Source organism: Kitasatospora sp. NPDC058162 (assembly GCF_042884005.1).
In the GTDB taxonomy this organism is placed as follows: Bacteria; Actinomycetota; Actinomycetes; order Streptomycetales; family Streptomycetaceae; genus Kitasatospora.
Genome location: NZ_JBHVUS010000006.1, coordinates 342262 through 354986, shown reverse-complemented (window position 1 = coordinate 354986; position 12725 = coordinate 342262). Strand labels below are relative to the sequence as shown.

The 12725-nt window shown below is 70.2% G+C and carries 7 protein-coding genes; 1 reads left to right on the top strand and 6 read right to left on the bottom strand.

Translation table 11 applies throughout. The features are described 5' to 3' along the window. Nucleotides 1-111: 111 nt before the first annotated feature. The 4 genes from ACFVXG_RS15265 to ACFVXG_RS15250 form a co-directional block, all read right to left on the bottom strand. Nucleotides 112-1290: a S1 family peptidase gene (locus tag ACFVXG_RS15265; protein WP_387927687.1), complete on the bottom strand. Its 1179-nt coding sequence runs from the start codon at nucleotides 1288-1290 to the stop codon at nucleotides 112-114. Nucleotides 1291-1474: 184 nt separating this feature from the next. Next, complete coding sequence (locus ACFVXG_RS15260) at nucleotides 1475-2467, bottom strand: LysR family transcriptional regulator (RefSeq protein WP_387927685.1); 993 nt, start codon at nucleotides 2465-2467, stop codon at nucleotides 1475-1477. Nucleotides 2468-2757: 290 nt separating this feature from the next. Beyond that, the gene (locus tag ACFVXG_RS15255) at nucleotides 2758-4287 is read right to left on the bottom strand and encodes a serine/threonine-protein kinase (protein WP_387927684.1); all 1530 of its coding nucleotides are present in this window, start codon (nucleotides 4285-4287) and stop codon (nucleotides 2758-2760) included. A gap of 471 nt (nucleotides 4288-4758) precedes the next feature. Then, nucleotides 4759-5154, bottom strand: coding sequence for a ribonuclease domain-containing protein (locus tag ACFVXG_RS15250; RefSeq protein ID WP_387927682.1), 396 nt, complete (start codon nucleotides 5152-5154; stop codon nucleotides 4759-4761). Between the two features lie 611 nt (nucleotides 5155-5765). On the opposite strand from ACFVXG_RS15250, the gene ACFVXG_RS15245 reads away from it, so the two are divergent. Continuing rightward, a complete protein-coding gene (locus tag ACFVXG_RS15245) occupies nucleotides 5766-7394 on the top strand; it encodes a multicopper oxidase family protein (RefSeq protein ID WP_387927681.1) in 1629 nt (542 codons plus the stop codon). A 137-nt stretch (nucleotides 7395-7531) separates the two neighbouring features. Here ACFVXG_RS15245 and ACFVXG_RS15240 read toward each other — a convergent pair whose 3' ends face one another. Further along, nucleotides 7532-11023 (bottom strand): phosphopantetheine-binding protein, encoded by a 3492-nt coding sequence (locus tag ACFVXG_RS15240; RefSeq protein WP_387927679.1) that lies wholly within the window; start codon nucleotides 11021-11023, stop codon nucleotides 7532-7534. Continuing rightward, a complete protein-coding gene (locus ACFVXG_RS15235; protein WP_387927678.1) occupies nucleotides 10914-12134 on the bottom strand; it encodes an AMP-binding protein in 1221 nt (406 codons plus the stop codon). The genes ACFVXG_RS15240 and ACFVXG_RS15235 overlap by 110 nt, the downstream gene beginning before the upstream one ends. Between the last annotated feature and the right edge of the window lie 591 nt (nucleotides 12135-12725).

The following is a 12725-nucleotide window of genomic DNA, read 5'->3' as shown; positions in this document are numbered from 1 at the left end:
AAGGGCCGGTCTTCTCGGTGACGGTTGGGCAGCCCGGTCGGCGGGCCTTCGTGGCACAGCACGGTGCCCGTCTCCCGCCGGGGGTCGGGAGACGGGCACCGTGGGTCGGGGTCAGCTGGTGGCGAGGGTCAGGCCGTAGGCGTCGAGGATCGGGTTGACGGGCTGGAAGTAGGTGGTGCCGCCCCAGGTGCAGTTGCCGGAGCCGCCGGAGGTGACGCCCTGGGCCTGGCTGCCGGAGATGAAGGAGCCGCCGGAGTCGCCGGGCTCGGCGCAGACGCTGGTGCGGGTGAGGCCGTAGACGGAGCCCTGGGCGTAGTTGACGGTGGCGTTGTACTGGCGGACGGTGCCGCAGCGCCAGCCGGTGGTGGAGCCGGAGCGGCAGACGGAGGAGCCGATGGGGGCGACGGTGGAGCCGGAGACGGTCACGGTGCCGCCGGCGTAGTTGTTGACCTGGGGTTGGGCGGTCCAGCTGGAGTCGGCCTGGATCCAGGAGTAGTCGTTGCCGGGGAAGGCCGAGCCCTGGAAGGTGCCGATGGAGGTGCCGTCGGGGGCGGAGGCGCTCGCGCCGGCCGTGCCGCAGTGGCCGGCGCTGACGAAGCCGGGGCTGCCGTTCTGGGTGACGGGGAAGCCGATCGAGCAGCGGGCGCGGTTGTTGATGTAGTAGGCGTTCCCGCCGACCAGGTCGGCCAGGGGCTGGGGGGCGTCGGCGGCCTGGGTGACGGTGACGAGGGCGTGGTCCACTCCGGCGCGGGTGAGGAACTCCTCGGTGCGGTCGGTGTCGGTGGTCTGGACGACCACGGTGTTGGAGGTCGGGTCGACGTACCAGAGCGGGGTGTTCTCCGGTGCGGTGGTGCGGGCTGCGTCGTCGAGTGCGGTCCGGGCCCGGTCGAGTGTGGCGAGGGTGTTGCGGACGACCTTGGCCCGGCCGCCGTGGGCGGCTATGGACGGAGCGACGGCGGGGTCGGTGGTGGCCACCGTCAGGGTGGTGTCGGAGCCGTCGAGCCAGGCGCCGGCCCAGCGCTCGCCGAGTGCCTGCTGGAGCGTTTCCTGGGTCGCGGCGGCACGGGCTTCGCCGGCCAGGCGGTCCTCGGCGGCCTGCGGGGTGAGGCCGAGGTCACGCTGGAGCGCCTGGAGCAGCGTTGCCGGTACCGGGGTGCTGGTCCCGTGTTCGGCGGTCGCGGCTTGGGCGGTCGCGGGCGCGTCCGTGCTGGCGCCCGCCGGTGCGACGGCGGTGGCCAGGGCGGCGACGGCCAGGGCACAAGCGGCAACTACCTTGTGACGTCGGAGCATTGGGCTCTCCTTGGAGTGTGGGGGTTGCCGGAACCCTAGCCCGGGACGGAGATAGTTGGGGACATGCCAAGAAGCTCCCGGCTCGACGTGATGTACGTGGCCGTAACACGCGGGGAATGGGGGCGTTCAGGGTGGCGGACCCGGACGGTGTCGAGTGGATCGAGGCATGTCCGGCCCAGGGGGCTCATCGCTCCGGCGGTGGAGGAGTGAGGTGTCCTCCATGTCGCGCGGTCACTTCCTCCTGTTTTCGCAGCCATGCCGCATACACCGGGCTGTGGGCCACCGCTTCGACGTGAACCGCCATGGCGTGACGGAGCAGCATGTCCGTGAGTCCGCACGCCAGGGTGGGCGCATGCCAGAGGAGAAGGTGGCGCCAGCTCAACTCGGATGCTGCCAGGGGAATCAGTTCCAGTCCGGGCGGCGGAAGGAAGGTCGCCCTGCACAGAGCTGCGGCTCTCTTCGACCGGACGAGGTGGAGGCATGACGCGGCATCGGTCTCGTAGACCGATCGGGGCAGGAAACCCGCGCGCACGCAGGCGGCGGCGAGGCATTCGCCGCAGCAGCTCTCCCCGGAAGGCAGGACCCAGTGTTCCTCCATGAGTTGTCCGATTTCCAACTCCGTTTCCCGCGCCAGCGGATGGTCCTCGGCCAGCAGGATGAACACCGGGTCGACGGCGATCTCCCGCCAGGCCAGGCGATCCTCGTCCAGCGCCTTCCCGTGTCCGCAGCACCCCGTGAGCGCGAGATCCAGTCGCCCGTCGGCCACCCCTGTCGCCAACTCCGTCACCGAGGTCGAGGATTGGGTGCTTTTCACCAGACCGGGCCGTGCCGCATCGAGTCGGTTCACCAGGGTGCCGAGGAAGGGGCCGGGCGTCGCCCCAAGGCGTAGTCCGCCGTCCTCGCCCACCGTGTTCGCGAAGCGCAGGGCGTCCTCCCGCAGTTGGCGCATCGCGGGCAGCAGCACGCGACTCCGTTCCAGGACCAGAATGCCCAGCGGGGTCGGCTGAACGCCTTTCCGGCCCCGCTCGAAGAGCGGCCCGCCCACCGCGGCCTCGATTCTCTTCAGCTGGGTGGAAAGCGCTGATTGGGCAAGTCCTAGACGATCCGCTGCTTTGGTCACGCTTTCGGCGTCGGCGATGGCCCGGATCATCCTCAGATGACGAAACTCCAGTTCCATGGCGCAAATCTATACGGCAGGTTAATTCCGGAGAACGGCTGCTGAAGTGAAGATTCGAGGGAGTTCGAGAGTACGGCCGGAATCTGAAAAACAAGGTCGACCGCGTCGCCGATGGAGAAATGGAATCGGAGTCGGAGCCTCGTCAAGAATGCCGGTGTCGTTCGAATGAAAAGGCACACTGTGGCCCGCCGGGGAGACGGGATCGGTGCGGACATTCGGATACGGCGCATCCGCGTGCGGCTGGTTGCCGGTGGTGCCCGACGGGACGCCGGAACGCCGGAGCCGGTCCTTCAGGACTTCTTGACGGTGGTGGCGGCCGGGCTGGCGTGGTCGTCGAGGCGCCGGCATGCGACGGGGTTGGGCGCGGGTTGGGCCTGGCAGTGGTACGCGCGATCGGCGCTGTTGTCGCTGAGGTAGCGCCCGGAGCACTGCTCCTCAGTGGCCTTGGCGCAGTAGGCGAGCGCGTCGTAGCCGTTCGCGAACTCGCCGGGGGCGCGGACGATCCAGTAACCCGACGGCAGGGACGCCCAGTTGTCGCTGTCGACGAGGGAGGCTCCCGGTACCTGCTGCTGGAGGGCGGTGAGTTCCTGGTCCCGCTCGTCGGGGTCCGTGGTGTGGGGGATCTGCGCCAGCTGCGCTATCCAGCTGCCGTGCGCTTCGGCGACCGGGGTCGGCTGGGTGTCCCCGGCGGTGCCGTCCGAGCCGGGCAGGGCGAACGCGACCGCCGAGGCGACGACGGCGACGACCGCGACCGCGGCGAGCCCGAGGGTCAGACGGCGGCGCCGCCGGGGAGCCCGCACATCGCCCCTCGGCGTGGGAACGCGTGCGGCTCGCCCGGCCGCCACCGCCCCCTGCCCGGGTGCCTCCAGGAGCGTCGGAGTCGGCACGAGCACCGGCGGGTGGCCGACCACGGCCGTCCTCACCTCGCTCACGGCGGCCGCCGTGCCGCGGTCGACCACGACGGTCTCCGCCGCGCTCATCGCCTCCGGCCCGTCGTCCCCGGCCACGGCGCGGAGCATCGCGGCGAGCCGCGGCGCGTCCGGCCGGCCCTCGGGGTCGTGCGCGAGCAGGGCATCGATCGCCGTCGCGAGGGGACCGGCCTTCGGCGGCGATGGAAGCTGCTCGTCGCAGATCGCCCGCATGGTCTCCCACACGGAGTCGCGCTGGAGCGGGTTGGCGCCTTCGACGCAGACGTAGAGCAGCACGCCCAGGGACCACAGGTCGGAGGCCGGGCCGGCCACACTGCCCCGGAGCCGTTCCGGTGCCATGTACTCCGGGGAGCCGATGATGTCGCCGGGGGCGGTGAGGGTCTGCGAACCCTGAAGGGTGGCGATGCCGAAGTCGGTCAGTACGGCGGAACCGTCCGGGCGGATCAGTACGTTCCCCGGCTTGACGTCCCGGTGCAGGATGCCGGCCGCGTGGGCGGCATCGAGGGCGCCGAGCACGTCCAGCCCGATGCGGGCGGCGCGGCCAGGGGCGAGCGGGCCGTCCTCCAGGACCTCCTGGAGGGACCGTCCCTCGACCACTTCCATCACCAGCCAGGGGTGGGGCCACTGGTCGAGGATCTCGTGGACGGATACGACGTTGGGGTGATCGATCCTGGCGAGCGCTCGAGCCTCCCGCAGGACCCGGTAGCGCGCGGCCGCGGACCGGCTCGCGTCCTCGTCGGCCGAGCGCATCTGCTTGAGCGCGACTTCGCGTTCCAGGACGAGGTCGCGGGCTCGCCACACCGTGCCCATGCCGCCGGCGCCCAGCCGTGCCAGCAGCTCGAACCGATCGGCCACCACGTCGCCGACCGTGTGTTCCTGCATCCGGGTCATGAAACCGATTCCTCATGGCGTGCACCCCCGGCCGGTCCCCGCGGGGTGGCGCACGGCCCTTGCTCGTTGCTGCTGTTCCGGGACCGCGGGGAAGTCTGCTCCGGGAAACCTGAGGATTTGGTGAGGCGGCTCCCCGCCACGGCGCGGTTGCCGTGGCGGGCGCCGATGGCCCGCAGCGGGACGTGCTGCGAAGCGGCGGTGCCCCTCCGATGACCCGGGGGGATGTATCGCCGTAGGGACACCGCCGTCCGCCGGGCGACGACCGCCGCCAACGGTCGCGGCCCGACGGACGTCGGCGGCGCGCTTGCCTGCCCCGGGAGGCCGGAGGTCGTCGCTGCCGACACGGGCGACCATCTCAGAGGGAACCTGAGGATTTGATGAGCCCACGGGCCCCACCGGTCGATGGCGGGGCCCGTGGGCTCATGGGATTGCCTGGCGGGGTCGGGGCCGACCCTGCGCGGCGGACCTCCTCTACAGCTGGTAGAAGTCCGCGTAGTGGTTGGGCGAGTACCAGACGACGCCGGTGTTGGCGTCGACGACGATCCGGTAGGCGTCCCGGCGGGCGCCGCAGGCGCGCGGGTAGACGTTGTACTCGTAGAAGGTGTCGCCGGCGGGCAACTGCCCGTCGTTGTTGTAAAACTGGCCGCCGGCGAAGCTGCACTGGCCGTTCGGCCAGTTGTACCAGCCACGGCTGGTCGGATAACCGCCGGAGGACCAGGTCGAGTTGGCCGAGGCGGCGGCGGAACAGCCGGCGATGGTGCAGGAGTTGTCGACCGCCGCGCTGGCGGCGGGGCTGTAGGCCACGGACATGCCGAGCACGGACGCGACGGCGGCGGCGAACACCGCGAAACGCTTCGCCCAGGACATCTGAGGACGACGCCGAGTGAGCACAGGACCCTCCAGTGTGGGAGTGTGGATGGACATGACACTCTGCTGGTCCTGAGTGACATCCATGTGTACCGCTCGTAACGAAATGTGAGCGCTAACACAGAGATCCTGTGGTGCAAGTGGTCGTCCGTGGCAGTGAGTTGATCGTCCAGGCAGTAGGCCCCGACAGCTCTGCGTTCCGCCTCGGTTGCAGTCGGCGCGACCCCTGATCTACGCTCTGGGCGCGCTTGAGGAGGTTTCGGCCCTGGTTGTCGCCGCACCGGTCGGCCTCGTCTCCTCTGCGGCTGTCGCCGTCCGGCGGCACATTTCGATCCACGACTCCGTCGCTGGTGACACCGTCGTGGTCCTGTCGCTCGCTTCCGGTCACCGGTACCGCCGGCGATCCTGGCCGCCGCGCCGTCGCCGGCTCCCGGCCGGCACGGAAGGCCCCCCGCATCGGCGGAGATGACTGTCGGCGAAGCACTCGATTCTCGCCTTCGCGCTCAGGCCCGTGGCGTGGCTTGGCCCGGATGGCCCGCCTTGCGTCCATATGCTCTCCGTTCAGCAGCGGGGATATCTTCGTGCCGGAGCCCAGAAAGGAATAGTTTCTCTTGACCTCACGCTCGATCACGCGTCGATCACGTATCGCCCGCCCCGGAGTCTTCGTCGTCGGTGCTGCTCTCCTGTTTGCCACCCTCGTGGGTTGCGAGGGCGGAGAGCCGGATTCGGGGGCCAATGGAAAGCCACTGCGGAATTCCGAGGAGCAGGCGGCCGGAATGGTTCCCGGTGGTGCGCTGGTGGATCCGCCCGAACTCAACACGGCAACCCCGGGGGATCTGACGGTTCAGCTGACGACGGCCCAGAAGGAGGTGATGATCTCGGGTAAGAAGGTGGTTGCGGAGACCTACAACGGTAGCCTCGTCGGGCCGACCCTCTACGTGGTTCCCGGGCAGCGCGTCACCTTGAATCTGACCAACGATCTCGGCACGGCGACCAACCTGCACTTCCACGGGATGCACCTTTCCCCGGAGGGAAGCGCGGACAACATCATGCTGTCCGCCCAGCCCGGCCAGACTCTGACCTACCATCTCGACATCCCTGCCAACCAGGTTCCCGGGACGTACTGGTACCACGACCACGACATGTGTCCCAAGGACGGCCACTCGATGCCGGGGATGGTGATGACCCCTGCCCCGGCGAACGCTCGCTGCGACGGAACCGAGAGCCAGATCGGGGCGGGGCTGTCGGGAACCATCATCGTCGGGGACGTTCGCGAATCGCTGCCGCCGGCCTACCGCGGGATCACCGCTCACACCTTGGCGCTCAAGGACGCCCAGATCAGCGGAGCCGGCTCGATCGTCTACCCGGACGGGGTCCTCGAACCCGCGTCGCCGACGGTTCGCCTGGTCAACGGCCAGTACCAGCCCACGCTGAAACTGGAAGCCGGCGAAACCCAGTTGTGGCGAATCGTCAACGAAGGCTACGCGATCTTCTACGATCTCCAGCTCGACGGCGGCAGCTTCACGGTCGTCGGTCAGGACGGGAATCCCTCCGCGGCGCCGGCGCAGGCGTCCCACCTCCTGATGCCGCCCGGCAGGCGCTTCGACGTCCTGGTGACGGCAGGAGCCCCCGGATCGACCACGCTCAGGACCCTCGCCTACGCGAACGGGGGGCCGACCGCAGACCAATACCCCGACACCACCCTCATGAAGGTCGACGTCCAGCAGAGCAGTGGAAGCGCGGGATCGGCACCCGCAGGGGCGCCGTCGGGCATGGCACCCTCGCCGAAGGTCCCCGGGCCGCTTCCTGGTTCCTTTCCCGACCTGTCGCGAGAACCCCTCGCCCAGTCCCGGAACGTGGAACTGAGCGACGACGGCGGCAACAACTTCTACATCAACGGCAAGTTGTTCGACATGAAGCCGACGTTCACGACACCGGCCACCCTCGGTACCGTCGAAGAATGGACGCTCACCAACACGAGCGGGCAGAACCATCCGTTCCATCTCCACACCGCACCGTTCCAGGTCCTCAGTGTGAACGGCGTCGCCCAGCCCCCCGCCGACTACATGGACGGCGTGATTGTTCCCCACGCGGTCAACGGGGCCCCCGGAAAGGTCGTGATCCGGATTCGCTTCACGGATTTCCCCGGGCAATGGATGTTCCACTGCCACATCTCCGGGCATGAGGACAACGGAATGATGGGCTCCCTGAACGTCGTCGCCGCCGGTGGCAACGGATAAGCCCGGGTGATTGACGATCGCTTAGTCGAGAGAAATGGCGGCCTGTGTTGCAGTATCACTGCACCACAGGCCGCCGCCGCGCGCGTCTTCCCGCTCATCCCGGGGCGGGACTCGTCCTGTCCTGGGAGCTGCCGGTATCAAGCGAAGTGGTGCTCGCCTGCCATATCCGCGTCCACGGTGCCAGTGTTGGTGCTGGTGCCGACGCTGGCCGTGCCCACCCGGTGCTCGAGTGCGCCGCCGGTGATCGCCTGGCCGGGCCACCCGTCCCAGACCGAGAAGGGCATGGCCGCGTCACCCGCGAGCAGCAGCGTGCCCTCGAGCAGGGTGGCGCCCTCGGCGACCGAGCCCATCATCATGACCCGGGACTGAGCCCGCAGGCAGGCGCCCGCGCCGATCTCGATCGTGCCCATCGTCCACTCGCCGCGGGTGTTGAGGTGGGCTATCAGGACGGCCTGGTCGATGCAGGCGCCGTCGCCGATCGTGGTGAGGTCGGCCTCCTCCATCATCGGGTCGGCGCCGTTGGGGTACAGGCACACGCCGCGCCCGATCCGGGCTCCCAGGCAGCGGAAGAACCAGACGATGTAGGCGGAGCCTCCGAGGAAGTCCAGCAGGTCGCGTCCGCCGAACCAGTTGCCGGTCAGCGAGGAGACCGCGGTGTGGATCTTCCAGCGCTGGCAGTACGAGTCCTGTGTCCAGAAGTGCTCACCGCTGGTCCGCAGGCCGCCGATGATCCCGCGCTTCGTGGCCACCACGACGGCCGCGGCGCCGAGGGCACTGACCAGGTGCAGCGGGATGAACAGCACCAGCGTCAGGGCCAGCAGGACTGCGGTGTTGTGCAGGCGGCCGTGGGAGACCAGAAGCAGCTCCCAGGTGATCAGCAGCGCGCCGAGCAGCGGGGCCGCCCGGTACAGCGCCGCCCAGACGGCGTTGGCGAGGTTGAACCCGATGTGGGCGGCCAGCGGCCAGACCCGGTACGGGGCCTGACGGTGGTACACGGCCCGGGCGTACGGGCGCAGCGTGTCGGCCTCGGCCCGGCGCGGCGTCGCCGGTTCGAGCTCGATCGGCTGCAGGCGGCCGTCCTGGCCGATCCAGGTGGAGCCGGCCGGGGCGGTGAACCCGGACGGGGCGTAGGTCCCGGAGCCGAGGACCGCGTTGCGTTCCACGACCACGCCGGGGGCCAGGACGCAGCGGTCGGCGACGTTGGCGCCCGCCAAGATCCGGATCGGGCGCGAGCCGTGCGCGTCCGTCATGAGGTAGGTCGAGCGGGAGCCGAACGTCACGTCGTCGCCGCATTCGAACAGGTCGTACTCGGTCATGATGTGGCCGGAGCCGGGCCAGTAGATGCGCTTGCCGACCTTGGCACCGAGCAGCCGGAAGACGACGCTGATCGCCGCGAAGTTCGCGCCGAGGATCCGGCCGGCGCCGCCGAGGCGGCCGTCCGGGAGCAGTTTCCACATCAGCCAGCGCTCGAACTTCGGCCACGCCTTCGTGATGTCGTCGTCGGCCCGGAAGCGGCCGATCACGGTCCACTTCACGACGATGACGCCGGCCAGGTACAGGAAGGGTGCGGTCACGGTCGAGACCGCCAGGACGGTGACGGACCGCAGGAGGCGCTCCGGGGACATCATCCGCACCAGCAGGTCCACCGGGCCGTGCAGGTGGACGCCGCTCGTGATCACGGTGGACATGAGCGCGTGGATGACCAGGATCATCGGGATCCAGGCCCCGACCGTCACGGCGCCCTTGATGAGCATGCCCAGGCCCTTGAGCCAGGACGGCGGGGAGTAGACCAGCGCCCGGGACAGCGCCCGGGTGCCCTGGTCGAGGGAGCGCGGGTTCGTCGAGGTGCCCAGCGGCGCCAGCTCGGTGCCGGCCGGGACGTCCGCGCCGGGGACCACCGTGGAGCGGGTGCCGATCGAGCAGCCGGCGCCCAGGCGGATCGGCCGCAGGCTCATGGCCCCGCCCTCGAAACCGAAGGGGCGGACGATCGCGCCCTCGTCGACGACCGCGTCGTCGCCGATCGTGAGCAGGTCGAACTCGCCGAGGTCCGCGGTCTCCGCGATCCGGGTCCGGCGCCCGACCCGGGCCCCCATCAGCCGGTAGTACAGCGCGGTCAGCGGGTAGGAGAGCCCGAACACGCCCAGTCCGACGGTGCTCTGGATCTGGTGCGCGAGCCACCAGCGCAGGTAGGCCTGGCCCCACAGCGGCGCGGCACCCGGGCGGTAGCGGCCCACCAGGGCCCACTTGAGGCCGATCGCCACGATCGGGGCGACCAGCTTGCGGGTTGCGACGGCGGCGGCGAGGGCCGCGAACATCACCCACAGACCGGTGAGCCCGAGGTCGGCGCGCAGATACCACCAGAACACGATCCAGGCGGCGAACTGGCCCATCTGCAGAGCCGTCGGCACCAGCGCCAGCGGCGCCAGCTGGGTGAGCAGCGCCGCCACCGCCGTCTGCGGCTTCGGCGCCGGCCCGCTGGGCAGCGGCGATGTCGGCCCGCCGGCGCCGTCGGTGTCGTCGGTGTCGGCCCCGAGGTCCGCGATCCGGGCTCGGACCAGTGCCGCCAGGGCCCGCACACTCCGGTTGCGGAAGACGGCGGTCGGCGGCAGGGCTATGCCGTAGTGCGTGCGGAGTTCGGCGATGATCTGCACGGCGACGAGCGAGGCCCCGCCCAGGTCGTCGAAGAAGTCGCTGTCGAGGTCGATCTCGCGGTCCGCGCCGAGGTGCGTCCGCCACTGGTCGAGGAGGTACGCCTCGATCTCGTCGCCCGCCCCGCCCGCGGGACGGTGCTTGGTGGCGGTCAGGGCCTGGAGCTGCTCGCGGTCCGGCTCGCCGTCGGCCAGCCGGGGGAACGCTTCGAGCACCGTCACCGTACGCGGCAGCAGATAGTCATGGACGACGCTCCGCAGCGTTTCCCGGAGGGCGTCGCCGTCGGGGACGGCTGTTCCCGGACATCCCGCCCCGGCTATTTCGACTGCGGCACGCAGCACGCCGGAGTCCGGATCGCAGCTGACGTACACGTCCGTCGCGGCCGGCCAGGACGAGCGGATGGCGGCGACGAGCTCATCCGGCTCGATGACGACCGGCTCGGCCGGGATCGAGCCGGTGAGCGGGGCGCCGACCGGCGGGCAGATGGCTTCGTGGAGGCGTCGGCGCGCGGGCGTCCGTTCGTCGACCTGGTCGATCCCGAGCCGGCCGGCGAGCCGGAGGCGCAGGACCTTCCCGGTCGGGCCCTTGGGCAGGTCGTCCATGTAGACCAGGAGCATCGGCCACTTGGCCGGGGCCAGGTTCGCCGACAGGATGGGGGCCAAGCCGTCCAGGTCGACGCGCCGGTCGGCGTGCGGCACGACGACGCAGCCGGCCACCTCTCCCAGCACCGGGTGCGGGACCGCGAAGGCCAGCGCGGCGCGCACGTCCGGGTGCGCCACCACGGCATCCTCGATCTCGGCCGGCGCGATCGTCTCTCCGCCGCGTTTGATGACGTCCTTGGCGCGGGCGACTATATAGAGGTATCCGTCCTCATCGAACCGGCCGATGTCGCCGGTGTCGAACCAGCCCGCCGGGACCGGCGGCTCGCCCGGCCCGGGCTCGTCCTGGACGATGCGCGCGAGCGGGACGCCGCTGATCATGATCCGGCCGTCGACACCGGTCGGGGCCTGGTTCCCCCCACTCGTAGAGGATCCGCACCCGGGGGCCCAGGACCAGGCCGCTCGCGCCCTGGCGTTCCAGCCGGTAGTCCAGCGGCGGGATCGCGATCGGCATGCACTCGGTCATGCCGTAGCCGGGCAGGACGGCGGCCTGGAAGCGCTCGCGCAGCCGCGCGGCCATAGAAGGTAACAGGTCGCCGGCGGCGTTGCAGACGAAGCGCAGCCGGGCCGTGGCCGTCCGTGCCTGGCCCTCGTGCAGGATGCCGTCGTGCATGGTGGGCGAGGCGTAGTACCAGGTGAAGCCCCCGCCGCCGACGAGTTCGTCCCAGAACGCCGCAGGGTCGAACCCGTCGGAGTAGACCATGGAGCTGCCCGCGAGCAAGGGGGCGAACAGGTTCCGCACGATGCCACCGGCGTGGAACAGCGGCATCATGTTGAACCCGCGGTCCTCAGGGCCCAGTTCCAGCGCGGCGGCGATGCAGGACGCGCCGACGACCAGGTCGCGCAGCAGGATCGGCACCCGCTTCTTGCGGCCGGAGGTGCCGGAGGTGAACAGCTCCAGCGCGACGTCGTCCGGACCGTTGACCCGCTGCCTGGCATGCCCGGCGGCGGGCAGGTCCGCCGCCGCAGCGGCCCGGCCGTCGACCTCCAGGGCGAACAGTCCGGCCGTCGACGGGTCGGGGCGCAGATCCACGACGTTCACCCCGGCCGTCCGCGCCGCGCGCCGCAGGTGGTCGAAGTCCGTGCCGACCTGAACGATCAACACCTTCGCCGCCGTCTCGGCCAGGTCCGTGGCGACTTCCCCTTCGGGGTTCCACGGGTTCATCGGTACGGCGGCGCAGCGATTGCTGACCGCGAGCAGGCACACCGCGAGTTCGGGACCTTCAGGGATCGCGATCGCGCACCGGTCCCCCGGGCGCAGACCGAGGTCGTCCAACGGCCCACCGCCGCCCAGGAAGTCGTGCAGCCGCGCGTAGGACAGCGGGCTGCGCCCGCGCGCGGACGGCGCCGCGACGGCGCACGCGCCGGGATCGGCGGGCAGGAGGTCCAGCAGCGATCCGAAGTCCAGCTCTCGCGCGACACGCTCTCCCATGACCTCCCCGCGTTTCCAGGCGGCGTTCCACTCCCGCAGTCGATGTCGCAGAGGATGCGCCGCGACGGATGGGTTGATCGTCATCACGGACCTCTTTCTGTAATGCAGGCGATCCCGTTAAGCGCCTGGCGCTTCCATGGGCGTTGCTTCGCGCCGAATCCCTCCGGTGTGGAGAGGTCGCAACTCAACGGCATGCCCGGACAGAGTTGCTCTGGCTGATCCCTGCTGCCGCCAGACCGCCGACTCTCCCCACGTCGGCTCCCCGACGGGCGTCTGACAGGAGGGAAGTCTCGCTGAGGAAACCTGAGGATTTGATGAGGACGCGTCAGTGGACGCGGCAGACTCCGCGACGTGTGAGATCCCACTGTCCCTTGACAAGGACGGCCGCCGCTGGGGCCGGACAAGGATCGGCGCGATAGGCGGACTGATTCAGAAGTCATCTCATTCGACGCTCCAAATGAGATGACTTCTGAAGCGAACGTGCCTTCCCGGCTGTCATGACGAGACTTTCCAAGTTCCGTCGTGCCAGCAGGAAGGCACGTTCGCCGTGCACCCGCCGCCCGCTCACCCAGCAGGCCGGTCGGGTGCCGG